Genomic DNA, 25,356 nt, shown 5'->3' on the forward strand with positions numbered 1-25,356 from the left:
ATGGAAACAAAGCACCAGAAGAATCACATGTCGTACCGGATTGTGGCCCTCATCATCGGACTTTTGCTAAATGCTTTTGGAAACGCTCTCAGCGTTGCGGCCAACGCTGGTAGCGGGATTTGGACCGCCGCGGCCGTGAACATCGCCTATTGGATTCACGGCAACGTTGGGGTCATTCTCCTGATTGTTGGGGTGCTCAGTGCCCTATTGAATCAAATCCTTATCCGCAAGGTTGATCTCCCCCGATTTATTGGAGAAGTAGCCTTCATCTCATGTTTCAGCTACTTCATCGACCTATTCGTCGGGGTCTTCACCAAGTGGGGCATCCCCACCTTGCCGCTCGTGTGGCGGATGGTCCTCAGTATCCTTGGGGTAACCATCTTTGCCTGCTCCATCTCCATCTATCAACGGGCCAACCTCATCATGCATCCCAACGATGACACCTCGAATATCCTGCGATTCATGTACCTCGGTGGTCGGGCTACGGCATCACAGTTCGTGGACTTCATTCCGCCCATCATCATGATCGCTGTCTGTTACGCGGCCACTCATCAAATCTACTCAGTTAACGTGGGGACGCTGTATTCCATCCTGTTCAACGGATTCATCATCGCCGCCTCGGATAAGCACATCATGCCCCACCTGTATCATAATTTTCGCGCCTCTCATTAGCGCTAAGCCATCAGCCCCACGGTTGATGGCTTTTTTGTCTCCATCTGGACAATAACTACTAAGAAGACTAATCTGAATTTAATACGTGGATTGGACTATTTTGCCGAAAAGTCATTTATCGAATGGTCCATCCCCATCAGAGAGGATCGGTGTCGATGAAGAAGACCATTACCCTATTTACCTGCTGTCTCGTGCTCCTGAGCGGCGTTTCTGCCGGTGCGGCGACCAAGAACCCCGCCCCCGTCAACAAGTACCGCTATGCCCAGAAGCAGGCGTCGTACTATACAAAATCTACCAGCAAATATTACCGTACCATTTGGCATAACTCCCGGAAGGCTTGGAATAAGTCAAAGGCCTTCAAATGGTCGACGACCAAGAATAAAAAGTCCCGGTCATACGCAACGACCGTGAGCCGGACCACCGGGGTTTGGACCAACGCCACCGGGATGGCGTATAACGGCAAGGGCTTCGACAGTCGGGGTAATCAGACCGGCGCGGGCATGTACCTGAACCGTGCCATCCTGAAGAAATACCAATATAATAAAAAACAACGTACCAACGTTGCCATTCATGAAATGGGTCATGCGTTAGGCCTAAGCCACAATAATGCCGGCTCAGTCAGCGTCATGAACCCGGCCAACCGGCGCTATGCCCTGCGTAGCTGCGACATCAAAGGTGCCAAGAAGGTCTACAGCACCCCCGCTGCCACCCGGGCGACCCTGGCCAGTGCCGCCAAACCAATGCTTACCGTTGACCACATTCACGACTACTCCAATAACATTTATGGCGTCGAGCAACTTAAACACGATGCGGGCACGATCGTTGAGGGAACCATTACCCAAAGTGTGGCCCACCATACCGCCCCACAGAACTACTACACCACCCAGACCATCAAGGTTAGTGACCGCTTTAAGGGAACCAAGCACCAAACGATGACCTTCACCCAGGGTGGCACGCCTCAAATGGCCGTCGCCAACAGCGAGGTGTTGCATCCCGGTGAAGACGTCGTCGTCATGCTGGCCAAACATCCCAGTGGTCAGTACTACGTGATTAACGACGGCCAAGGCATGTTCATCGACACCCACACCTCGAACGGAAACGAACTCTTCGAACACGTTTCCGACCACGGCATCTATACTGAAGACATGTTGCATTAACTAAAAAGCGGCCGACCAGGACATCCTGATCGGTCGCTTTCACTATGTATGGCCGACTATCTTACCGTGAGCGCCAGAGGCGAAACGCCGCCACCAGATCAATTAACGCAAATAGCGCAATAAACCCGCCGACACTCTCAAAGAATAATAGACCGTAACTCCGCCAGAACAACTGGCCTTGCGTGATGAAATCAATCGCCCCTTTTACCAGAAACACGGGGACTAAGAAAAACAGATAAATTCCTAACAAATCAATCGTTTGACTCACTTGGTCTCTAAAAATTTTACGAAAGCTCATCACACAACCCTCCGTCTCCAATGCCATCACCAGATCAACGTCTTGCCCACCGTCAATTCCCCAATTAACGGGCCCCAGAATCAGTCGCAACGTCGGTCATGATTTCCCTAAGTTCCCCATGACGTCATGGTAACATGTCTCGCCCCTAAAAGACTATGCCCCTGGACTAGTTTTTCGAAAAAACCAACACTAATCATATGTTTTCCGGATTAACATGTGCGCTTGGACAGCAAAACGACCGGCTTGCCACCAAGGCAACCGGTCGTCATTTATTTAATCTTATTTCCAATAAGCATACTTATATTGAGCATCGCTCATCATGGTGTATTTCAACCCACCAACGGACTTAGACACTAAGTGTGCCTTGGCTTGTTGGTATAGTGGTACGAGGCCGGCTTGCTTCGTCACGTAGGTATCAGCTTCCTTCAGCATGTCCCACCGCTGTTGCGTGGTGTACTTGGAGGTATCATCAATCTGCTTCATCAGATTACTGAAGTGCGCATTATCCCACTTGGTGAAGTTCACTGAACTCTTGCCATCAGCCATTTGTAAGAAGTCGGATGGGTCCCGCCAGTCGGTCGTCCAACCGTCGAGGTCGATGTCGTAGTCACCAGAAGCCCCCTTAGCTATCTGTTGTGCCAACGGCATGGACTTAATGGTTATGGTCAGGCCTGGCATGTACTTTTGTGCCTGTTGTTGCAGGTATTGCGCCACATGCTTCTGTTCATCGGTATCGGCCGTCAGAAGTTCCAAATTGGCTTTTTTGATACCTAGTTCCTTCTTAGCTTGGTTCCAAAGAGTCGTGGCCTGCTTAGGATTGTAGCTTAGGAGGTTGCCTACGTCCTTAGAGAAGTCTTTGCCGGTAGTTGGGTCATTACCGTCCCCATAAGGAATGAGGCTCTTAGCGGCCGCTGAACCGTCTTGTAAGACGTTCTTGGTCAGGGTCTGCCGATTAACCACGTAGGAGAAGGCTTGCCGGACCTTGGTATTGTGAGTCACGGTCTTCTTGTCGTTAAATTCCAGGAACCGCATGGAGCTCCCTAAGGTCTCCTTCAACTCCGGATTGTCGGCATTTTGCTTGATATATTGACCGGAAAGGACGGTCTCTTGAACCTTGCCGGACTTGAACAAGCTGGAAGAGGTCCCCGGATCTTTCACAACTTGAACGTTAACCTTCTTAATCTTCACGTTCTTAGCATTCCAGTACTGGTCGTTCTTCACGTAAGACCAGTTGTCGGATGAGCCACTCCAGCCCACCAACTTGTAGGCCCCTTCGGACATGGTCTTGTCAGCAGAGGTCCCATACTTGCTCCCATACTTTTCAAATAAATCGGTCTTCATGGGATAAGCGGCGGTGGCTAGAATGTCGCCCAACCATGGTTGGGGCTTTGACAAGGTCATCTGTAACGTTGATTTATTAAGGGCCTTCACCCCTAAAGCTGAGGCGGGTTTCTTCCCAGCTTGAACATCATCATAGTTCTTCACAAACTTAAGCTTGTTAGCCACCTGCGACTTAGACTTCGGATTAACCTGCCAGTCAAAGGAGGTCACGAAGTCTTGGGCCGTGACGGGATCGCCATTTTGCCACTTCGCATTCTTCTTAATCTTGAAGGTATAGACGGTGCCGTTCTTGGTTGGCTTCACCACTTTAGTGGCCACTCCGGCAGCCACCTTACCATTCTTATCCAACGTATACAGCCCCTCAGCCGTCTGGGAAATCATGCTGGAACTGTTACTGTCGCCGGAGATGGCCGGATTGGCCGTGGCTGGGTTGCCCACGATCGTCACGTTCAAATCCTTGTCCGCATTACTCTTGGCTGTGGTGGACCCACAACCGGCCAACGCTGCAACGGCTAATAGCCCAAATCCTAATCCGATAAATTTTTTCATTTTATAATCCCCTTTATTCTGCTCAATTTAAAAAGTCACCCATCCTCGTCAATCATCTCTGATCGACAAGGGCGAGTGACTCGCGGTACCACCTTGTTTTTTACTTAGGAGTCAACCATAGCCGACTCACGTGAGGTAATGGTCACGGACCAGTGACGGCTACTCGTTTCACCGTCACGACGCGCCGATGCGTCCCACTTTCCGTTAGATTCGGCTTCCATCGTCCCGAACTCGCTGGCCTAACAATTGAAAATGGCTCTTCTGCGCTTTGTCGTAATTATTGATTATAAATTTATCATAATTCATTTTAGATGTCAACAACATTATAAATATTCATTTTTATGTATATAGAGGGCGAATTAGACTAAAAAAAGCGGCTAACCCATGTCGCTGTAGGTTAGCCGCTATGAATATTCTGTTAAATAATCGTGTCGGATTGCTCAAAACTTTTTATTTATTCACGCCATGCCACGGTTTAGCATGTTGGGCGTTAGAAACCGTGGTTGTCTGACGACTGACAGTCTTCCCCGCCTGACTAGTCGTCTTCTGCGTTTTCATTTGTACGTGACCCTTGTGAGTCCCATCGGACAGCTGAACCGCCGTCTGACCGGACGTCGGCTGGACCACCGAGTCGGTTACCGTTGGTCGCTGATGAACCGGTTGGATAAAGAACAGCCCACCTGCCACCAGGCCAACCAGCAGACCGTTGATTCCCCTAGTCAATTTTTTCATGTATTTCCCCTGATTTCCCTGAAAACTTGATAACTCCCTGTGTGTTATTATACACCAAAATTTATGATTGCCTATTCATACTTTTCGATATGGGGCTTGTTGCCTACGACCGTGAAGAAGGTTAGTACCAGCATGAAGAGGATGGCAATCGCCGCCGTAATGAACAAGATGGTATAAGAGGAGTGGTCAATGATGATCCCCCCGATTAGCGGACCGAACGCCCGACCGAACGCGCCCCACGCATTGGCTAGGCCTTGATATTTCCCTTTTACCACCTCCGGCGTCAACGTGTTAACGATCGATGGGATCGCTGGGAATGCTGTCGCCTCACCTAAGGTCAAAATCGTCATGGCTAGGACAAAGTGGAGATAGTCTTTGGCAAATATCAGGGTAACAAACGACATTGCTACAAAGAAAATCCCGGCATAAACCAGAACATATTCATTTTTGAAATAGTGGGCCAGCCAATTTAGACAAGCTTGGAAAACTACGATTAACCCAGCGTTTAACGTCCACAGTAAACTGTATTCCTTCATGGGAATGCCCATCCCAGTCATATATACAGCTAGGTTGGAAACCCATTGCTCATACATAATCCAGATAACTACCAGCGAGGCAAAGAAGATAAACATAATCCGCAGGTTAGGGGCCGCGATATGAACGTGTTCGGTTGTTTTCTCTACGGCTTTACGGTGCATCACCGCTGGCGCCCGATAATAGGCGATCACAATACCGAAGAAGATAACAAACAAGCTAAAGGCCAAGCCAAACAGCAAGGTGACACTGATACTATAGACAAACCCGACCATGGCGGTTCCTAAAACCACCCCAAGGTTTTGCGCAAAGTAAAGCATATTAAATATGTATCGCCCATCTCGACTATGGATGGTGGTTCCTAGCGAGTTGACCATCGTCAGCGTCCATCCGGAAGCGAATCCCAGGAGGACTAGGGCAATTGGAAATTGTGGCCAGCCGTGATTAATCATCAAGCCGGCCAACGTAACCAGCGAAATGGTAACCCCACCAAGCGTCAAATAGTAAGGATTCGTCCGGTCAAACAACCGGCCACCCAACATACTTCCAACCACGTTGGCCAGGGAATACATCAGGAGAATCACCCCAACCCTAGTCAATGATGCACCTAGTCGATCATGCATATAAATGGTGGTCAACGGCCAAATAAAGCTCATTCCGATACTACTAAATAGCGCACCCAGCAGTAACCAGCGCAGCTTGATTTCTTTCATAGACCCTCCTCCTAAGAATTGCGTTTATTCCTCATTCTAGCACGGACCTCCCCCGTTTCACCAGCCTTCTTCGGGAATCGCCTCAATTGCTTTAAGCGACCGCTTTCTCTAAACTAACCCCAAGGAGGAAGACCATTATGACAACGCTATTTATCAACGGCAGTCCACGACGACACGGAAATACAGCCACTCTCGGTCGGCGACTCCTTGCTGACCTAGACCATACGACGATTCACCTCGCGGATTACCGATTAAACTTTGAACAGGACCAGCGAGAAACCAACGACCCCCAGATCGACCAAAGTGATGACTTTGAGACCCTCATGGACCAGGTTCGCGTCAGTGAGACCTTGGTCCTAGGCACACCCGTTTACTGGTACGGCATGACCGGTCAGCTCAAGGTCTTCATGGACCGCTGGTTCGACAGCTACTCGGCCGATTTCCCCTTTGCGAAGAAGCAGGTCTACCTACTGATAGTTGGTGCTGATCAGCCCGAGGTGAAGGCGACGGGGATTACCCAAGCCGTGCGCAATTCTTGTGAGTGGCTACAGATGGACTTTCGGGGCACTCTAACCGTCACGGCCGATGGTATCGATGATGTGGCTAATATGGAACAGTTGCCCCCTGCGTTTACCCACATGCGATCCGACCTTAAACATCCTTAATCAACCCTAATGTTTCATGTGAAACATTGAAAAATAAAGCCACCACCGGACCAAGGATACTGGTCTGGCGGTGGCTTTCCGTATTTATTGTCATAGCTGGGTGTAAAGAAATGGTGCAATGCTTTAGGAGCGCTGAAGCTTTAACTAGCAATGGACCCCCCCGGAGCCCTCATTGAGAACCAGTACCGCTCCTGGATACGATCCCCGGCATCTGTGGCTTCCGAGACGAGTTCCCGAACGCAATCAGTTGTGGCTAACCGCTTTTAGGAAAACTCTGAACACAAAAAAACCACCGCTCGGGGAAAGCGATGGTCATCGGAGTAGGGATAACGTCATTTATAAGAATGACGTTAACTATTTTTTCATTATTCCAGGGGAGGAGGAGTACATGAAAAAAGATTGTTAATCTTTGGTAGAAGCACCCAATTGGTTAACTTCTATAATCCATATATTAATCGGAAAATATGACGAAAGTGTGAACTTTTTGACACCACCATATGAATTTTACACATAAGTACTATTAATCCTGTCATTTCAAGTCAAACTCATTGGTTGCGCCCCATCATTGTCCTAATCAAAAACGACTTATCGGACTAAACTCGTCGATAAGTCGTTGGCACTTTTACTATTTATCGGGCACATAGGCCACAGAAGAAAATTTGTTATAGGATTTAACAAATAATAACTTCACCGTTCCACGAGGACCCGACCGGTTCTTTTCAATAATGACTTCAACTTCCCCAACATCCTGGTCGTCACTATCACGGGGATCGCTGTCGCCACCACCATCGTCACCTTCGCCGTCCCGTTCGTAATAGTCATCCCGGTACAGGAAGGAAACAATATCAGCATCTTGTTCGATTGACCCGGATTCACGGATATCAGACAACACTGGCCGCTTGTCCTGACGTTGTTCCACGCCACGAGAAAGTTGTGACAACGCGATGACCGGCACATGCAACTCCTTGGCGAGCTTCTTCAATTGCCGCGAAATATCGGAAACTTCTTGTTGCCGACTTTCATGATTGGTCCCTTCAATCAGTTGAAGATAATCAATCACGATCAACCCTAAGTTGCCCCGTTCCTTGGCTAACCGGCGACACTTAGCTCGGATCTCGGTAATCTTGTTGCCGGCGGTGTCATCGATATAAATGCTGGCCTTAGCCAAGCTACCCATCGCCACAATCAAGTTTTGCCATTCGTCTTCCGACAATTGCCCCGTCCGCAAATGGTTGGCATCAATGGAACCTTCTGCACACAGCATCCGGTTAACCAGCGATTCCGCACTCATTTCCAAACTGAAGATGGCCACCGTCTTGTCGGTTTTGGTCCCCACATTTTGCGCAATGTTTAGGGCAAAGGCCGTCTTCCCCACGGCAGGCCGAGCAGCTAGGATCATGAGTTCATCGTCATGCAGCCCGGTGGTCATCTTATCCAATTCGGCATAGCCCGTCGAAAGCCCGGTGATCACGTCGCCCTGCTCGGATAGCTTATTAATCTCTTCAAATGAGGTATTTAAGACATCACGAATCGGTTTAAAGCCGGACTGGTTCCGGGTTTCGGCAACACTCATGATGTCACGTTCGGCATTATCTAACAGGTCTGAGACATCCTCATCCTGTTGATACCCCTGTGTCGCAATGTTGGTAGCGGTTTGGATTAACCGCCGCAAGATCGCTTTTTCCTGAACAATTTTAGCGTAGTAAGTCGCGTTGGCCGCCGTTGGGACGGCACCCGCCAACTCGGCAATATACGTCACGCCACCGACATCATCCAGTTCATTTTTAGCTGTTAAGCGATCGGTGATGGTTACCACGTCAATGGCTTCATCCCGGTCATTAAGGTCAATCATGGCCTGGTAAATAATCTGGTGTTCCCGCCGATAGAAGTCCGCCGGTTCCAGATATTCCAACGCATCCACCAAAGCATCGGTACTCAAAAAGATCGCCCCGAGGACCGCCTTTTCGGCATCGAGGTTCTGTGGTGGTGTGTGATCGGTTAATACATTGTTATCCATGCTGACTATTTACCCCTTCACTAGACCGTGCGTTTTTGTTAGACCTCATCTTACCATGTAACGCGGGTTCTCGTAAAATAAAAAAGGTCGTCAAGAATCGACGACCCTCATCTATCAAAAGTTAGTGTTGCTTTTCAGCAACGTGAACCCGAATCTTAGCGGTCACGTCGGTGTGCAGCTTAACGGGTACGTTGGTAAAACCAAGCGAACGGATTGGTTCTGGCAATTCTACCTTGCGTTTATCAATCTTCAAATCAAATTGCTTAGCCAATGCTTGAACAATTTGTTTACTTGGAATTGACCCGAATAACCGACCATCTTCCCCAGCCTTAGCGACCAATTCAACGACCGTCTTGTCGTCTTCTAATCGAGCTTGTAAGGCCTTGGCTTCAGCCAAATCTTCGGCTTCGCGCCGATCTTCAGCTTTCTTTTCAGCCGTTAATTGGCTCATAGCGGCCGCGTTAGCTTCCTTAGCTAGGCCCCGCTTGATTAAAAAGTTTTGGGCGTAGCCATCAGGAACGTTCTTGATTTCGCCGCGCTTACCCTTGCCACGGACGTCTTTCGTAAAAATAACTTTCACGTTGGTCACTCCTCATCTTATTGCATCTATTATTTATGGTACCCCTCAAATTAATGAGAAGCAATTAACTACGTCGTAGCCGCCTCCGGCTGTGGCGTGTGATTTAAAATGTCGATCAGCTGTTGCTTAACCTCGGCAACTGTTTTGTCCGGAATCTGGGTCGCGGCGTTGGACAAGTGGCCCCCACCACCCATGGCTTCCATGGTCAATTGAACGTTAATAACCCCGAGTGACCGTGCGGAGATCCCCACTCGACCATCGGCCCGGCGCGTGACAACAAAGGAAGCATCCACACCAGACATATTCAACAGGTCATCGGCCGCCTGGGCAGCCGTCACGGGATCGTACGTCTGATCTTCTTCCCCAGTAATCAGGGCCATGTCTTCATTAACGAACTCAACCATTTCAATTAAATGATTGCGCTGTAGATAATTATCCACATTTTCTTTCATATACTGTTGCAGCTCAACCGCATCGGCGCCGGCAGACCGCAGGTAACTGGCCGCATCAAAGGTCCGGGTCCCGGTCCGCAACGAAAAGTGCTTGGTGTCGACGAAAATTCCCGTCAACATCGCTGTAGCTTCCAGCTTATTAATCGGTTCGGCTTCTTGTGATTGATATTCAAACATTTCGGTAATCAACTCACAAGTTGAGCTAGCGTATGGTTCGATGTAAACCAACAGTGGGTTTTCAGGGAATTCTTCTCCCCGCCGGTGATGGTCAATGATCATGACCCGGTTCTCTAAGCGGTGGTACAAGTCAGCCGAAATGGAAATCGATGGCTTCGAATGGTCAACCATCAGCAACATACTCTGATCATTGGCTTTTTCCAAAGCTTCCTTAGGCGAAATGATGGCGGCCTCGATGTCCGGATAGTCCTTCAGATTATCCAACAACCGTTGAACATCCGAGTGAACGGTTTCCTTGTCGAGAACAATCCAACAGGTCTTATTATTCATCTTGGCAATCCGCCGAATCCCTAAACAAGCCCCTAATGAGTCCATGTCCGGTTGCGAATGCCCCTGAACAAAGACCTGGTCGGACTCGTTCATTAATTCTTGCAGGGCTTGGGAAATCATCCGGGCCCGGACCCGCGTCCGTTTCTCCATGGGATTGGTTTTCCCACCATAATAGCGGGCTTCCTGATCAGCTGCCTTGACGACCACTTGGTCACCACCCCGGCCGAGTGCCAGGTCCAAATTACTTTGGGCTTGATCGGCCAGCTTATTCAGATTAGCGTCACCATACGCAATCCCGATACTTAACGTCAACGGAAAGTTTTGCTTGGATGTACTCTCACGAATGGTATCCAAGATCTTGAATTTATCCGTTTCGATTGCCGTCAACGACTTCGCATAGGCCAAAATAAAGTAATGATCATCGTCCAACTGTTTAAGATACATATCAAACTGCTGAACCCAGGCCGATAATTCATTGGTCACATAGTTCCGCAAATTTGAAATGTCTTGGTCGGTCATTGATTGAGTGACTTCATCATAGTTATCCAAGAACACTTGACCAATCGCAATCTTTTCATCATCATATTGTTCCTGAATCAACTCATAGTGCGAGATGTCATAGAGGTAAAGGGTGTGAAAGTCCGGCTGAACGTACAGTGTAAAACGGTAATCCCGCCATTTCACCGTCGTCATGGTCTTGGGCTCAGCATCATCCACCAGCTTGGCCAACTCGGGATCAACTTCCTCTAGCTCACGGTTCAGAATATCCGTATCGCCAAAAAAGTCTTGTAGGTAAGGGTTTACCCACTCGATTTGGTCGCTGTCTCCCAGAATCATGACACCTGGTGGCATCCGAATTAGGGCTTCTTGCTCCCCCTGCTGAATTCGAAACGACAAGTCCGAGATATACTGTGTCGTATCGGCACCGATTTCCGCCATGGTATTGAAGGCGACTAAGGTCGCAATCCCTACCAGGACCAGAATCACAATCCCGAAGATCCAATTAAGCAGGAACGAAAGCACAATCCCTAAAATCGCTAGAACTGCCGTCATAATGGCGATGCCCCTCAAGCGCCGGTTCTGTAAAAACTCGGGCACATTAGCTCGCGAAAATAATTTATTCATGCTTGCTCCTCATCTGATTCATCTGGAAAAGTTTGTTCTAACCGATCTAATAATCGGACAGATTATCTGCCGACTAAAATGTTACAAATGATAGGTTTATTTTATCACATTCACTGTCAATCACAAACTTTTACCAAGCTGCAAGCCGGAATGACGGGCTTACCACAACTTTTCTAACAATTAAATTGGCGGCTTGACCTTGACGCCACGACAACCTTTATAGTAGGTTTACAGCAAGATTGGAGGTGGCCGCGATGGCCTACAATATTCAGCAGCTCGCGGACCTGGCCGGCATCAGTTCCCGCACGTTACGTTACTATGATCAAATTGGCCTATTGATTGCCGACCGCAACCCGATCAATGGCTACCGCGAGTATGCCGCAGATGCTGTGGATCGATTACAACTCATCCGGTACTTTCAAACCTTTGGTTTTAGTCTACAGGCCATTCAAGCCCTATTGGCTGAGTCACCCGCCAACCAGCTGACGGCACTGACCGATCAGCGCCGACGTCTGGCCGCCAAGCGCGACCACCTCACCACCCTGCTGAATACCCTGGACCGCACCTTAGCGGCCCAGCAAGGAGGTCCACAAATGTCCGATTCCGAAAAATTTGCCGCCTTTAAACGCGATCAGATCGCTACTAATGACCGTGAGTATGGTGCCGAGTCCCGACGACGCTATGGCAAAACTACTTTTGCGGCGAGCCAACAACGCTACGCCAGCTTGAGTGAATCTGATTACCAGGCCATGCAAGCAACCGAGCAACAACTCTTCACGCAACTTAAACAGGTCACAACTACTGGTGATCTGGACAGTCCAGCGGCCAAGGCCGCCTACCAAGCCCACCGTGACTGGCTATGTTTCACGTGGAACAATTATTCAACGGCGGCTCATCGGGGTCTCGCCCAACTCTATCTGGATGACGCCCGATTTACCGCCTACTACAACGACCGCGTAGGCCACCCTAATGCCGCCAAAACACTGGTCGCGATCATCAACCACTACGCCCAATAGACCATTTAACCCCCTGAGACTAGTCTTAGGGGGTTAATATTTGTTAATTATTATTTAGTAGGATCTTTGATCTGGCTCCAAGGAATCACGTGCAGCATCCAAGAAATCCCATACTTATCAGTGAAATGGCCCATCTTGCCACCCCAGAATTGCGTTTCAAATGGCATGTCGATGGTCACTTCGCCACTAGCAGCCAGTTTGTCGTAAAAGGCTTCGGCAGCGGCCACACTGGTCGCGTCATCACCATCGATATCCAGAATAATATCAACTTGATTTGAGGGCTTAACCGGTCCCCGAAAACTGTCGGCACATTGGAAGCTCATGCCCAACACCGTAAAACCACCATGCATGGTCATCGCCTCGAGATCGGCGCCTTCTGGCAAATGAAATTGTTTGGCCTGCTCCGGCTGTGGGCTGAAGCGATAAACATCGGTCGCACCGAAAACTCGCTGATAATAGGCAAGCGCCTCTTTAGCATTTGTAAAAGCAAAACTAGGAATAATTCGGGATTGCATAAATAACCATCTCCTCAATTTGGATAATCTCAGTATAACCACCCACATCACCGAATGGTAGTAAATGCCCTCAATCGTTATTGCTAAGAAACTGTTTATTCCGCTCAAAACAAAAATAAAAATTTTTCCTACATACTCTGTAACCAATCAATTGAGCCCATCTTTTTCAAATTTACCTTTGACTTTCAGGAATTACATGCTAAACTAGCAATCATTAACAAACGATTAGAAAATGAAAAAGTGATGACGAAGACTAGTATCGTCGCTGGTCATTGTTAGCGAGCCCGGTTAAGTGCAAGCGGGTCAAGGCTAGCGACGCGAACTCCCTTCTGAACTGTCAGCTGAAGTCATAGTAAGCCCGACCGGTAGCAACCGTTATCAATGCAGTGAATCGCGACCAATGGCCCCCTCTGCAGGACCTAGCCTGTCAGATCTCGCCTCTAGGAGTGTCGCCGTTCATGTTCAAAGTTAAAAGTTAAGGTGGTACCGTGCATACGCGCCCTTACGGAGAAGTTTATTCCGTAGGGGCGCTTTTTGTTTATCACAACAATTCTAATCGTTTGCCCTAGGAGGTTATTCTTATGCATCGTTCAGTATTTATGATTCCAATTGCTTTTATTATCGCCGTCACACTCAGTGCTTGTGGTAATGCCGCGGGCAATACCAGCAAAAATCGGGCGCTGAATGTCACATTAGCCGACGAACCCGCCACCACTGACCCCAACAAGGCCACCGATACCAATAGTGGTAGCCTGATCTATCAAACGATGGAGGGGCTCTATAAGTACGACAAACACAACAAGATCGTGCCCGGGGTTGCCCGTAAGGTGGTTAAACCCACGAATCACGGCAAAACCTACACCTTCACGCTAAAAAAGAATGCTAAATGGGCCAATGGCCAACGTGTCACGGCCCAAGACTTTGTCACCTCGCTCCAGCGAATGGTGAACCCCAAGACCAAGGCCCAATATGCCAGCGTCCTTTCCGCGTTTAAGAATTATGACGCCATTCAAAAGAGTCAGATGGATCCCTCGAAAATAGGCGTCAAGGCCCTCAGCAAGACCAAGCTCCAATTTCAATTGACCAAGGCCGTTCCTTACTTTAACGACCTGGTTGCCATTGAATACTATCCACTGAACACCGCCGCCGTTAAGAAATACGGCGCCAAATACGGGACCAACGCCGACAAAACCATGGCCAACGGTCCCTACAAGTTGGTCGGTTGGACAGGTAGTAATAACGCTTGGCACTACGTGAAGAATCCCTACTACTGGAACGCCAAGAATGTGAAGATTAATCGTGTTAATGTGGCCGTTACCAAAGATTCCAGCACCGCTGCCAACCTGTTCAAAGCCGGTAAAGTTCAAGAAACTACGGTAACTGGCCAATATATCCGGGCGAATGCCAATAGCAAGGATATGCAGACCCACCTGTTAGGTCGGATGCAATTACTCTACTTCAATCACCAAAAATCGGCTAGCAACTCCGAAAACCTGCGTCAGGCCGTGTCCTATGTGATTAATCGGAAAACCATTACGAACGATGTCCTGCAAGACGGCTCTAAGCCGGCGATGAGCGCCATTCCTCGCGGCGACCAGACCAACCCTAAGACCGGCCAAGACATGGCCAGCGAGGTCGGTAACCTGTTGCCAACTGACGTACAAAAGGCCAAGCAATACTGGGCCAAGTACCTGAAGGAAAAGGGGAAGTCCAAGGTTACACTGACTGTTTTAACCGACGATTCCGATGAAGATAAACACGTTGGCACCTACATGCAAGCCGTCATGGAGAAGAACTTCAAGGGTCTGACCGTTAACTTGACCTCACTCCCCCATGCCCAACACGTTGCGCGCGACTTCGCCGGTGACTTCGAAATTAACCTGATTGGTTGGTCAACCAACTGGCTCGATTCTGCCGATTACTTGGGGTTGGCCACTAAATCCAACTCCGTCAACTTCACACACTGGAATGACGCCAAATACAACCAGCTCTACACGACGGCAAACGCCAAGACGGGTCTGGCGCGCTACAACGGTTTGATGGCCACCGACAAATACCTGATGAAGATTAAGGGTTATGTCCCCGTCTACCAACCTTCCGAAGCCAAGTTAATCAGTCACCAGGTGGGCGGCCTGCACTACTCCCTGTTGAAAGAGGCTCAGTATCAATACGCCTACTGGAAATAAGCCTGATTACTATTAGCTGTTACCCTAATCGCTTTATATAGGAGGAATTGTCTATGACTCAAACCACTTTTAAAAATTTCACGCTCTTTGATGGGGCCCTGGATCAAAATCAGGCAGACGCCTGGTTCGTCGTTGATGATCCGACCGGTAAGCTGGTCGATCGCGGTCAAGGAACACCGCCCGCGGCCGATCGAACCGTTGACTTCGCTGGTCAGTATGTCATGCCGGGTTTCTTCAATGTGCACACCCACATTACCAGTGACCCCGATAGTGCCTCCGGTAACCTCGGTCGCTCGGAAACCGTGGCGACCGTCATGGCCGTCCGAAATCTACGGACCCTTCTCCGATCTGGCGTCACCTACATTCGTCAATGCGGAACCGACTTCGACGTTGATATCAAGCTCAAGCAACTCCAACGTGCCGGTCAACTTCCCCATACCCCCCACATGATGACCTCTGGCCGTGCATTTTCAATGACCGGTGGCCATGGCGATATGCCAGGCTTTGCCTACCTCGTCGATTCTCCAGATGAGATGCGTAAACGCATCCGCCAGGCCTTTAAGGCCGGTGCCGAAAGCATCAAGATCATGGCGACAGGCGGCGTCATGACCCCGAACGACTTCATGGAAGATCCCCAGTTTTCCGAGGCGGAAATGAGGACGGCCGTTGAAGAGGCTCACCATAAGCGGCGTGTGATCGCGGCCCATGCGGAAGGGAATCCCGGCATTCAAAATGCCCTCGATGCTGGCGTTGATACGATTGAACATGGCTTCTACACCACTGCTGCAGAGGCAAAACAGATGATCCAACAGGGGACGTACATCACCCCCACCCTCGTTGCCGAAGCTGCCGTGGCCATTCAGGGCCAGGGCGTGCTACCCGATTGGGAAGTCAAAAAGGCCGCCGATGCCCTCGATGACACCTTTGAGAACCTCACGCAGGCCTTTATAGCCGGGGTCAAATTCACCTGTGGCACCGACGCCGGCACACCTTTTAATGGTTTCGAGCGCACCCCTGACGAATTTGGCTACCTGACCAAACTAGGCATGACCCCAGCACAAGCCTACCAATGTTCCAGTATCAACTCCGCCAAGATGATGGGCGTGGACGCGGAATATGGCACGCTGGAGATTGGTAAATTTGCCGATTTTCAAGTGCTCACTGCCGATCCGCTAGCAGACACGGTCGCCGTCACCCAGACCGACAAACAGGTCTTCATGGGTGGTCATCGGGAATGCTAATCACTGTATAAAAAAGTCCAGCGTCAACCTAATCAAAATTAGGCTGGCACTGGCTTTTCATTTAATATAACCCGGGTTAAGCCTCCGGTATAACATGATAAGCATGGTAACGCCCATGCACCCGCCGCACAGCAAATTCACGAACCGTAAAGGAACTATCACTAGAAGTGTAACCTGGTTGAATCAGGTAATGAGTGAATTCACGCCGACTAACACCATGTCGTCCTTCAATTAAGTATGGCATCTGAGCCTTAATCCCCTGGGGATGTGTCTGCATAGCCATAATCGGATGGCCATCTAACACGATTTTACGCCGAACGGCTCCCTGTGGACTGGTCGTGCCTAAGGTCGTTGTGCCCCATGCCAAGACCAGTAATCCCGCTGCTAAACCGCCACACCACCATATCCGTCGTTGCTGTCTCATCTCTTCACCCCTCGGTATTCCTATTATTAAGAATACTGATAAAGTACTAAAAAATCAATATTGACGAACTTTTATTAATATTTATTCATTTTCAATCATATATTGGGCTACTGTAGCTGAATGACCCTTTATTTCCAACTTTCTTCATTATCGGCCGCCGATTCCCCCATCACCACTCGATATAACCTAGCCCCTTCCACCTCACCTAAAATAATACTAAATTATTTTTCAAGTCCATTATTCCTGTCGGCAACGACTTCTAAACCAAAGCTACCAATGACTTAGCCTTGGTTTGGTCATCACACTTTTGCTTTCATTTTTGCTCAACCCAGTCATTAATTTCAGAAAAATCGTTGACAAACTTAATTTCGGTGCTAAACTAGCAATTATTAACAATTGATTAGAAAATTAAAAAGTGATGATGAAGTCCAGTAGTGGTGGACGAACTTGTTAGCGAACCCGGTCAAGTGCAAGCGGGTCAAGGTCCCTACCACGAACATCCCTTCGGAGCTGTTAGCTGAAATCCAAGTAAGTTTATACCGGGAGCATCCGTTATCAATGCAGTGAATCGCGGGAGTGGTCATTTCCCAAATGTTCCTAGCTTTTGGGGCTTGTCCTCTAGGAGCCCGCCGTTCATAGATGAGGCTACTTTTTGAGTAGCAAAAACTAAGGTGGTACCGTGCGAACAGCACCCTTACAGAGAATCATTTTCTGTAGGGGTGCTTTTTATTTTCTCTGCTAATCAATTGAATCTAGGAGGTTGTTTCACATGAAACATTTTGTTTGGGCAGCGCCCATGTCAGTATTATTACTATTATCTCTCAGCGCCTGTGGTCAAGCGTCCGGTAGTACCAACAAGAACCGTACGCTCAATGTCACACTGGCCAGTGAACCCGCCACCGCCGACCCTAACAAGTCGACTGACACCAACAGTGGGAGCGTTATTTCCCAAACGATGGAAGGCCTCTATACCTATAACAAGGATGGCAAGGTTGTCGCCGGGGTGGCCACTAAGGTGGTCAAACCAACGAACAACGGAAAGACTTATACCTTTAACCTAAAAAAGAATGCCAAATGGGCCAACGGTCAGCAAGTGACCGCCCAAGACTTTGTGACTTCTTTGCAACGTTGGGTGGACCCGAAGACCAAGGCCCAGTACGCCAACCTCCTCTCGGCCTTTAAGAATTACGATGCCGTCCAAGCCGGCAAAGTCTCACCCGACAAGTTAGGGGTCAAGGCCCTCAGCAAAACCAAGGTTCAATTTCAATTAAACCAGGCCGTACCTTACTTCGATGACCTAGTCGCTGAATATTATCCTTTAAACACCGCAGCCGTTAAGAAATACGGCGCCAAGTATGGAACCAGCGCCGCCAAGACGGTCAACAACGGGGCCTACAAGCTAACCGGCTGGACCGGGAGCAATTCTACCTGGAACTACGTCAAGAATCCTCACTATTGGGATACCAAGAACGTTAAGATCAAAAAAGTTAACGTCAACGTTACCAAGGATGAAAGTACGGCGGCCAATCTCTTCAAGAGCGACAATGTCCAGGAGACCACGGTCAGCAGTCAATATGTTCGGTCAAACGGCAATGACAAGCAACTCCACACCCATTTGTTAGGCCGACTCCAATATCTCTATGTTAATAGTAAAAAGAAGTCCACGAATTCGGAAAATTTGCGCCAGGCGGTCTCCTATGTTGTCGACCGGCAACAATTAACTAGCAAAGTCCTCCAAGATGGTTCTAAGCCCGCGCTGAGTGCCGTACCGCGTGGTGATCAAGTCAATCCCAAGACTGGCAAGGATATGGCCACCGAAGTTGGGAATCTCTTACCACACGACGTCACCAAGGCCAAAGCCTATTGGCAGAAATACTTAAAGGAAACCGGAAAATCTAAAGTCACTCTGAATCTCCTAACCGACGATACGGATGATGACAAACACGTGGGCACCTACATGCAATCGGTTATGGAAAAGAACTTCAAGGGACTGACCGTTACCGTCACCTCAATCCCCCATGCCCAACACGTGGCGCGTGACTTCGCGGGCACGTTTGAACTTAACTTAACGGGCTGGTCCTCAAGCTGGTTAGACTCCGGCGATTACCTGGGATTAGCAGCCAAGTCCAACACGGTTAACTTCACCGGTTGGAATGATGATCAATTCAACCAGCTACTTGCTTCCGCTAACAATAAGACGGGCCAAGCCCGTTATGATGGCTTAGTTTCCGCCGACAAGCGGTTAATGGAAGTCAAAGGTTACTTACCACTTTACCAACCTTCACAAGCCAATTTAGTTAGCAGCAAGGTCGGTGGTTTGAAATACAACCTGGTTCACACCGCCAAATACCAATACGCCTACTGGAAATAGCCTGCAACCAAGATCTGAATTTAAACTCGAAACACTAATTATAGGAGGACATTTATATGACTAAAAAAACATTCTTCAATTTTACCCTTTTTGATGGTACCAATGACCAAAACCAAGCCAACGCCTGGTTTACCGTCGACACAGACACGGGGAAACTCGTCGACCGTGGCCAAGGAACGCCCGCTCAGACGGACGAACAGGTAGACTTAGATGGTCAGTATGTCATGCCCGGCTTCTTCAACGTCCATACCCACGTTTCCGCTAATCCCCAGAAGCCAAACGGCGACGACAAGTCCGAATCAGAAACCGCCGTCATGGCCTGGACGAACCTGCAAGCATTGCTCAAGTCCGGGGTAACCTACACCCGGGGCTGTGGTAACGAATACGACGTCGACGTGAAGCTCAAGCGGCTGCAAAAATCCGGTCAATTGTCACATACGCCGCGGATGTTAACCTCCGGCAAGGCCTTCTCAATGACCGGTGGCCACGGGGACTCCCCTCACGGTGGTCATGCCGTGGATTCTCCCGATGAAATGCGCAAAGCCGTGCGGACAGCATTTAAAAATGGCGCCGAAAGCGTGAAGGTTATGGCAACTGGTGGTGTCATGACGCCTAATGACTTCATGGAGGACGCCCAACTATCGGTCGCCGAAATGCATGTCGCCGTTGAAGAGGCCCACCACAAGCGCCGCGTGGTTGCCGCCCATGCCGAAGGGAATCCTGGGATCCAAAATGCCCTCGATGCCGGCGTAGACTCCGTCGAACATGGTTTCTACGTCAATGAAGCCGAGGCAAAACAAATGGTTAAGCAAGGCACCTACCTGACGCCAACGCTCATCGCCGAATGGGTAATCCCCGAATACGGTAATGGTGACCTACCCGATTGGGAAGTCAAGAAGGCGGCCGATGCCTTGGACGACACCTACGTCAATATGCGACGTGCATTCAAGCTGGGCGTCAAGTTCACCTGTGGAACTGATGCGGGGACCCCATACAACGGCTTCGATAAGACACCCGAAGAATTTGGCCTCTTAACCAAGCTGGGGATGACCAATGCCGAAGCCTACCAATGCTCGACCCTGAACTCCCCTAAGTTGTTGGGAGTTGCCGATGAATATGGCACCTTGGAAGTTGGCAAGTTCGCCGATTTCCAAGTCTTGAAGAAAGATCCTCTGGCCGATACGGCCAACGTGGTCCAGGAAGACAAGCAAGTTTACCTGGGTGGGCACCGCGAGTTCTAAGTCTAAAAAAACAATGCGTCAGCATGGGATCCGACCCCCAGTGCTGGCGCATTGTTTTTTGATCTTTATTTAGGCAGTGACTCCACCATCGGCGGTCACCGTCGTGCCATTAATAAACTTCGAATCGTCCGACCCTAAGAACAAAGCCAACTTGGCAATATCTTCGGGTTCACCCATCGGATTGTTGCTAGGATCACCGGTCGCCTTGATTCCCATGGGATCGATGTCGGTCAACGTTTTAGCAATATTGGTATTCACACCACCTGGGGCAATCGCGTTAGCCCGAATATTACTGAACATCCCTAAGGTTGCCGCGATATTTTGTGTTAGCCCAACCAGACCATGCTTCGAAGCCACGTAGGCCGCACCACCCCAGGAACCCCCGAGGCCCCCAATCGAAGCATTGTTCACGATAACCCCGCCGCTAGGGTTCCCTTGCATAATCTTAACGGCATCATGGATGGCTAAAAACGGCCCCGTCAGGTTAACTGCCATAATTCGATCCCATAGATCCTTATCAGCCGTTGCCACCGTCTTGAAATTATCCATAATACCGGCATTATTGACCAGAATATCAATCGTGTCATAGGTCTTCACCGCAAAGTCCACCATGTTCGCAATATCTTCGCTCTTGGACATATCGGTCACCACAGCGCTGACCGTGCCATCGGCCGCCTTAATACCGTCGACCACCACTTTCAGACTATCGGCATCAAAGTCCGCGGCCACAACCTTGGCCCCTTCTGCCGCGTAGAGTTCGGCAATCGCTTTACCCATCCCGGATGCCGCACCCGTCACAATCGCAACTTTACCGTCAAGCTTCTTTGTCATGTTCACACGCCTCCATGGTTTTAGAATTAACCACAATGTAGCATGGACCGTAATCGCTTTCAACGTAGCGAATCATTTCAAATTTGCAAGTTTTTTGCTCATTAGTGCACAAAAAGACTTGAATCCTCGCCATTCCCGTCGACAAGCTCCTCCCAAAAAGCGTATAAAAAAAAGACCAGCCACATTGTGGTTGGTCTTCATGATGACTACTCTTCGCTTACGAATGGCATTAAGCCCATGATCCGTGAACGCTTGATAGCGATCGTTAACTTACGTTGGTTCTTGGCACTAGTGCCAGTAACCCGGCGAGGTAAAATCTTACCCCGTTCGGAGATAAACCGACGTAATAAGTCAGTGTCTTTGTAATCAATGTATTCGATGTGGTTGGCTGCAATAAAGTCAACCTTACGACGGCGACGGCCGCCACGACGTTGTCCTGCCATGAGAAATTCCCTCCTCGTTATTTAGTGATTAGAACGGTAAATCATCGTCTGAAATGTCAATCGAATCACCGGAGTTAGCAAACGGATCGGCCGAGTTATTGTTCCCAGCATTTCCTTGGTTGCCACCTGCAGGATTATTATTCGTAGTCGGTGCTGCACTGGAAGCAGGCGCCGGATTACCACTCATAAATGGATTGTCATTCTGATTCTGATTTGGAGCCTGAGGAGCATTATTCGTGGAACCAGCGTTGTAATTACCACCGGCGTTGCCACCCGCACTGCGATTGCTCGAGCGTGGTTCCAAGAACGAAAAGTTCTCGACGACAACTTCGGTCACGTAAACACGTTGGCCTTGCTGATTTTCGTAATTCCGGGTCTGAATCCGACCTTCAATCCCCACAAGGGAACCCTTGTGCATGAAGTTCGCAAAGTTTTCCGCGGCTTTGCGCCAGATGACACAACTTACGAAATCAGCTTCCCGTTCACCTTGTTGGTTGGTGAACCGCCGATCAACGGCCAACGTAAAGGTGGCAACAGCAGCACCGCCTTGGGTGTAGCGTAAGTCAACATCCCGTGTCAGTCGGCCAGTAAGTACTACTCGGTTGATCATTGCTGAATAACTCCTCTCAAATTAAGTTTAAATTAGTCTTCGCGCTTAACGATCATGTGACGTAAGATACTGTCATTGATCTTAGCTAAACGGTCGAATTCGTTTAAAGCTGCGTCATCGGTAGCATTTACCATATCGATATGGTAGATACCTTCGTTAAAGCCACCAATTTCGTATGCGAACCGACGCTTTGACCAGTCTTTCGAGTTGATCAATTCTGCACCGTTATCAGTCAGTAACTTGTCGAAGCGTTCAACCAGAGCGGTCTTCGCAGCATCGTCAAGGTCTGGACGAATGATGTAGGTGATTTCGTATTTAGTAGTTTCCATGAATGTTACACCTCCTTATGGACTTCAGGCCCCCGCTGCAATGCGGAAGCAAGGAGAGACACTAGCGTAAGCCAGATACTCACAAGCTAGTAGTATAGCATATCCTGATACTTTAAGCAAATCGGGGCCGACCGATGAATGCTGCTTACGTTACACCAGTTAGCTCCGTTGGTCGGTCCCGGTTATTTTTGCAAATTCAATCTTTTTCCATACCTTCCGACACATTGACTCGGTCAACTAACCGTCATCAATGGCCTTTACAGCCATGCTATGGCTTACCGACAGCCGCACCAAGCTGTTCAGGAGAATCATTTCTCCTTATCGGTATTGACGTTAGAACGTCTCAGAACGCGTCTTTCTTCCTCTAATATCCAATACAAAAACCGCTCAGCCTAACTGAGCGGTTCCATTTAGTCAATTTTATTAGTTTTGACGCTTAAACCAGTTCAACCCCAAGAACCCGAGGCTCAGAGCACCGGCAATCACAGCCAACCAACTGGTCCTTTGTTCACCAGTTTGTGGTAAAACTGTTGCAGCCAATTGTGACTTACTTTGGTCGTTAGCCGCGGTCTTCTTGACGTTGGCACTGGCGTGGATTGCCAGTGGCTTTGCGGCATTCGTGGTACTCGTGACCTTCGCAGCAGCTCCGCCGTTATTCAGCGTCACCGCCTTGCCAGTCGCACTGGTCTTCTTGTCGCCGGCATGGCCCTTAGACGTGACAGCGGGCTTCTTGGCCGGTGTCGTTGGCTTAACAACTGGTGTTCCTGGGTCAACCGTTGCGCCATTGCCGCCCTCTGAAGGATCGGTTGTTGGTGTAGTCGTGCCACCGCCATTGTTACCCGTGTTGCCAGTATTACCAGTGTCACCACCGCCGGTCGTTGCGGATGGTACCTTTTGCCAAACGTAAGTGTCGGCCATGGTAGCACCATCGTAAGCAGTGTTCAATTGCGCACTCGTAAAGGTTGCTCCGGCCGGCTTGTCCACCGTACCGGTCCCAACGGCTTGCCAGAGTCCTGTGTAAACGTCGGTCTTTGGAATGTCAGGGAGACCAGCATCGTAGTCAGCATCACCCAGCTTAGTGTTTGGTCCTAAGATAAGTTCCTTTAAGTTCGTATCGCCTGACAAGGCTTCCTTAATCGAAATCCCTTGGTCGCCAGACAAATCAAAGTTAGAAAGATCCAACTTCGTTAAGGCCGAATTGTTTCTGAAGGCCCAGATCATGTAGGCAATTGGCATTGGGTGCCAGTTGCTCAAATCGATCGTTGCCAATGAAGCATCACCATCGAAGAGTGACCCAAATTGCTTAGAACTGGAAACGTCCCACTTGCTAACATCCAGGTCTGACAACTTTGGATCGCCTTGGAAGGCTTGAACCAAGTTGTTAACCTTCGACGTATCCCAGTCAGCCACGTTGATACTCGTCACGTTTGGCATTTCGGCAAACGTGCTGTTCATTGACGTTAACTTGCTGGTGTTCCAGCCACTTAAGTCCAGACTGCCAATTGCTGTTTCTCTGAAGAGCGCATCGGCACTTTGTAGGCTATCCACGTTCCAGTCGGCCGCATCGACATCGCTCAGGTCCTGATCGCCACTGAACATCATCGACATATCCGTGACCTTACCAGTCGTCGAACCCAACTTGACACTTTGTAATTGCATTGTTTTGAGACCTGTACCATCGTTGTACCCGCCACTAAACATGCTAGTCATCGAGGTCACATTGCTCATGTCCCAGCTGCTCAGGTCGATACTCTTTAACGAGGTGTTGCCTGAGAACATATTGTTCATCATCACAACATTGCTAGCATCGACATTTTCCAGACCATCATATTCAGTGATGTTAAACCAATTTTGAAATAGATTCATGGCATACTTTGGCAAAACAACCTTTTGGCCGGTATCACTCAAGGCAAAGACCACCTTGTTGATACTTGCCCAAGTGCCCATGCTTTGGAAATTACCACCATAAATGGTCATAACCCCATTACTATCCTTGGTCCACTTGCTGGTACCGGCAACCCCAGAATCAACAATCGTCGGGGCAACTGGCACATCGGCAGCTCTCAATAAGTTTCCTCGATTGAACTTAGCCGTTGTGTCGCTGACAACAGTTGACCCACCGGTTTTGTCACCGTTGTTGTCAACCTTGTCATCAGTACTCGTAGAACCGTTGTCGCCGGCATTCTTATGAACATCGGGACCGTCTGTGGAACCATTGTCCCCAGATTTGTCACCGCTATCTTGATTATCATTTAAACTATCAGAACCATCGTTGGCATCTGAACCAGTGCCCTTATCCACTGATCCATTAATAGCCCCAGCCTTATCTAAATCAGATTGTGACTGTGAACCATCACCGATAACCACTTGTTTACTTTGCGTGTCGTTAGCCTTTTCTCCGGTCTTAGTCACTGTGTTGGCGTCAATGTCTCCGCTGTTGGTTGCCGCGTGGGCATTGTCCATTTGGTACCCAACACCTGTTACTAATCCCAGTAATACTAAGGTAGTCAACCTTTGTTTTGAAAGCATCCTCAACTTTTTATCCATGGTGAATTCCCCTTCCATGTGTAACACTTCTCAATATCTGGCTAAAGTATAGTCTCTATCCCCCTGAAAGTCCAACAAATATAACAATTAACAACTAATTTGATTCATTTTCACATTTTTAGTTTGTTCGCTTAATAAACACCGTTAAATTAGTGTTGTAGCAATCATTGCTACCCGTGCTTTATGCCTTGGGTTAGCACAATCTTTGCATAAATTATGACATATTACGAAATCCTCATTTTTTAAGACTAAGAAGCAAA

At 49.0% G+C, this 25,356-nt stretch carries 22 protein-coding genes and 1 other annotated feature; of the genes, 8 read left to right on the top strand and 14 right to left on the bottom strand.

What is annotated here, in order from left to right; translation table 11 throughout:
* Nucleotides 1–672, top strand: coding sequence for a DUF6198 family protein (locus LSE01S_RS02930; protein ID WP_476738445.1), 672 nt, complete (start codon nucleotides 1–3; stop codon nucleotides 670–672).
* A gap of 155 nt (nucleotides 673–827) precedes the next feature.
* Nucleotides 828–1,829: a matrixin family metalloprotease gene (locus tag LSE01S_RS02935; RefSeq protein WP_082622321.1), complete on the top strand. Its 1,002-nt coding sequence runs from the start codon at nucleotides 828–830 to the stop codon at nucleotides 1,827–1,829.
* Between the two features lie 61 nt (nucleotides 1,830–1,890).
* On the opposite strand, the gene LSE01S_RS02940 is transcribed toward LSE01S_RS02935, so the two are convergent.
* From LSE01S_RS02940 to LSE01S_RS02955, 4 genes are all read right to left on the bottom strand, one after another.
* Nucleotides 1,891–2,127 (bottom strand): hypothetical protein, encoded by a 237-nt coding sequence (locus LSE01S_RS02940; RefSeq protein WP_061776199.1) that lies wholly within the window; start codon nucleotides 2,125–2,127, stop codon nucleotides 1,891–1,893.
* Between the two features lie 279 nt (nucleotides 2,128–2,406).
* On the bottom strand, nucleotides 2,407–4,017 hold the full coding sequence (locus LSE01S_RS02945; protein WP_061776134.1) for a peptide ABC transporter substrate-binding protein: 1,611 nt from the start codon (nucleotides 4,015–4,017) through the stop codon (nucleotides 2,407–2,409).
* 450 nt (nucleotides 4,018–4,467) lie between these two features.
* Complete coding sequence (locus LSE01S_RS02950; protein WP_061776135.1) at nucleotides 4,468–4,749, bottom strand: hypothetical protein; 282 nt, start codon at nucleotides 4,747–4,749, stop codon at nucleotides 4,468–4,470.
* 71 nt (nucleotides 4,750–4,820) lie between these two features.
* Nucleotides 4,821–5,996 (bottom strand): MFS transporter, encoded by a 1,176-nt coding sequence (locus tag LSE01S_RS02955; protein ID WP_061776136.1) that lies wholly within the window; start codon nucleotides 5,994–5,996, stop codon nucleotides 4,821–4,823.
* A 137-nt stretch (nucleotides 5,997–6,133) separates the two neighbouring features.
* Here LSE01S_RS02955 and LSE01S_RS02960 point away from each other — a divergent pair, with 137 nt between their 5' ends.
* A complete protein-coding gene (locus LSE01S_RS02960; protein WP_061776137.1) occupies nucleotides 6,134–6,661 on the top strand; it encodes a flavodoxin family protein in 528 nt (175 codons plus the stop codon).
* A 625-nt stretch (nucleotides 6,662–7,286) separates the two neighbouring features.
* On the opposite strand, the gene dnaB is transcribed toward LSE01S_RS02960, so the two are convergent.
* The 3 genes from dnaB to LSE01S_RS02975 form a co-directional block, all read right to left on the bottom strand.
* Entirely contained in the window at nucleotides 7,287–8,678 is a 1,392-nt protein-coding gene (gene dnaB / locus LSE01S_RS02965) for a replicative DNA helicase (protein ID WP_061776138.1), read from the bottom strand.
* Nucleotides 8,679–8,799: 121 nt separating this feature from the next.
* Nucleotides 8,800–9,258 carry a 50S ribosomal protein L9 gene (rplI, locus tag LSE01S_RS02970; RefSeq protein WP_061776139.1) on the bottom strand — a complete coding sequence of 153 codons (459 nt, stop codon included), beginning with the start codon at nucleotides 9,256–9,258 and terminating at the stop codon, nucleotides 8,800–8,802.
* A gap of 68 nt (nucleotides 9,259–9,326) precedes the next feature.
* Entirely contained in the window at nucleotides 9,327–11,342 is a 2,016-nt protein-coding gene (locus LSE01S_RS02975) for a DHH family phosphoesterase (RefSeq protein WP_082622322.1), read from the bottom strand.
* Nucleotides 11,343–11,596: 254 nt separating this feature from the next.
* Here LSE01S_RS02975 and LSE01S_RS02980 point away from each other — a divergent pair, with 254 nt between their 5' ends.
* Nucleotides 11,597–12,358: a MerR family transcriptional regulator gene (locus LSE01S_RS02980; protein WP_061776140.1), complete on the top strand. Its 762-nt coding sequence runs from the start codon at nucleotides 11,597–11,599 to the stop codon at nucleotides 12,356–12,358.
* Nucleotides 12,359–12,408: 50 nt separating this feature from the next.
* On the opposite strand, the gene LSE01S_RS02985 is transcribed toward LSE01S_RS02980, so the two are convergent.
* Nucleotides 12,409–12,873: a VOC family protein gene (locus tag LSE01S_RS02985; protein ID WP_061776141.1), complete on the bottom strand. Its 465-nt coding sequence runs from the start codon at nucleotides 12,871–12,873 to the stop codon at nucleotides 12,409–12,411.
* A 581-nt stretch (nucleotides 12,874–13,454) separates the two neighbouring features.
* On the opposite strand from LSE01S_RS02985, the gene LSE01S_RS02990 reads away from it, so the two are divergent.
* Entirely contained in the window at nucleotides 13,455–15,059 is a 1,605-nt protein-coding gene (locus tag LSE01S_RS02990) for a peptide ABC transporter substrate-binding protein (protein WP_061776142.1), read from the top strand.
* Between the two features lie 53 nt (nucleotides 15,060–15,112).
* Nucleotides 15,113–16,300, top strand: a complete 1,188-nt coding sequence (locus tag LSE01S_RS02995; protein WP_061776143.1) for a metal-dependent hydrolase family protein — start codon at nucleotides 15,113–15,115, stop codon at nucleotides 16,298–16,300.
* Between the two features lie 76 nt (nucleotides 16,301–16,376).
* Here LSE01S_RS02995 and LSE01S_RS03000 read toward each other — a convergent pair whose 3' ends face one another.
* Nucleotides 16,377–16,724, bottom strand: coding sequence for a hypothetical protein (locus tag LSE01S_RS03000; protein ID WP_061776144.1), 348 nt, complete (start codon nucleotides 16,722–16,724; stop codon nucleotides 16,377–16,379).
* Nucleotides 16,725–17,133: 409 nt separating this feature from the next.
* Nucleotides 17,134–17,423, top strand: a binding site (T-box leader).
* A 70-nt stretch (nucleotides 17,424–17,493) separates the two neighbouring features.
* On the opposite strand from LSE01S_RS03000, the gene LSE01S_RS03005 reads away from it, so the two are divergent.
* Both LSE01S_RS03005 and LSE01S_RS03010 read left to right on the top strand, forming a co-directional pair.
* Nucleotides 17,494–19,095, top strand: coding sequence for a peptide ABC transporter substrate-binding protein (locus tag LSE01S_RS03005; RefSeq protein ID WP_061776145.1), 1,602 nt, complete (start codon nucleotides 17,494–17,496; stop codon nucleotides 19,093–19,095).
* A 56-nt stretch (nucleotides 19,096–19,151) separates the two neighbouring features.
* Nucleotides 19,152–20,336, top strand: coding sequence for a metal-dependent hydrolase family protein (locus LSE01S_RS03010; protein WP_061776146.1), 1,185 nt, complete (start codon nucleotides 19,152–19,154; stop codon nucleotides 20,334–20,336).
* A 69-nt stretch (nucleotides 20,337–20,405) separates the two neighbouring features.
* Here the strand turns inward: LSE01S_RS03010 and LSE01S_RS03015 are convergent, their stop codons facing one another.
* The 5 genes from LSE01S_RS03015 to LSE01S_RS03035 form a co-directional block, all read right to left on the bottom strand.
* Nucleotides 20,406–21,167 carry an SDR family oxidoreductase gene (locus LSE01S_RS03015; protein WP_061776147.1) on the bottom strand — a complete coding sequence of 254 codons (762 nt, stop codon included), beginning with the start codon at nucleotides 21,165–21,167 and terminating at the stop codon, nucleotides 20,406–20,408.
* A 206-nt stretch (nucleotides 21,168–21,373) separates the two neighbouring features.
* Nucleotides 21,374–21,610: a 30S ribosomal protein S18 gene (gene rpsR, locus LSE01S_RS03020; RefSeq protein ID WP_011666824.1), complete on the bottom strand. Its 237-nt coding sequence runs from the start codon at nucleotides 21,608–21,610 to the stop codon at nucleotides 21,374–21,376.
* Nucleotides 21,611–21,638: 28 nt separating this feature from the next.
* A complete protein-coding gene (gene ssb, locus LSE01S_RS03025) occupies nucleotides 21,639–22,220 on the bottom strand; it encodes a single-stranded DNA-binding protein (protein ID WP_061776148.1) in 582 nt (193 codons plus the stop codon).
* Between the two features lie 32 nt (nucleotides 22,221–22,252).
* A complete protein-coding gene (rpsF, locus tag LSE01S_RS03030; RefSeq protein ID WP_061776149.1) occupies nucleotides 22,253–22,549 on the bottom strand; it encodes a 30S ribosomal protein S6 in 297 nt (98 codons plus the stop codon).
* A gap of 423 nt (nucleotides 22,550–22,972) precedes the next feature.
* Nucleotides 22,973–25,096 carry a BspA family leucine-rich repeat surface protein gene (locus LSE01S_RS03035; protein WP_162257426.1) on the bottom strand — a complete coding sequence of 708 codons (2,124 nt, stop codon included), beginning with the start codon at nucleotides 25,094–25,096 and terminating at the stop codon, nucleotides 22,973–22,975.
* Nucleotides 25,097–25,356 lie beyond the last annotated feature (260 nt).

Source organism: Levilactobacillus senmaizukei DSM 21775 = NBRC 103853, assembly GCF_001592085.1.
In the GTDB taxonomy this organism is placed as follows: Bacteria; Bacillota; Bacilli; order Lactobacillales; family Lactobacillaceae; genus Levilactobacillus; species Levilactobacillus senmaizukei.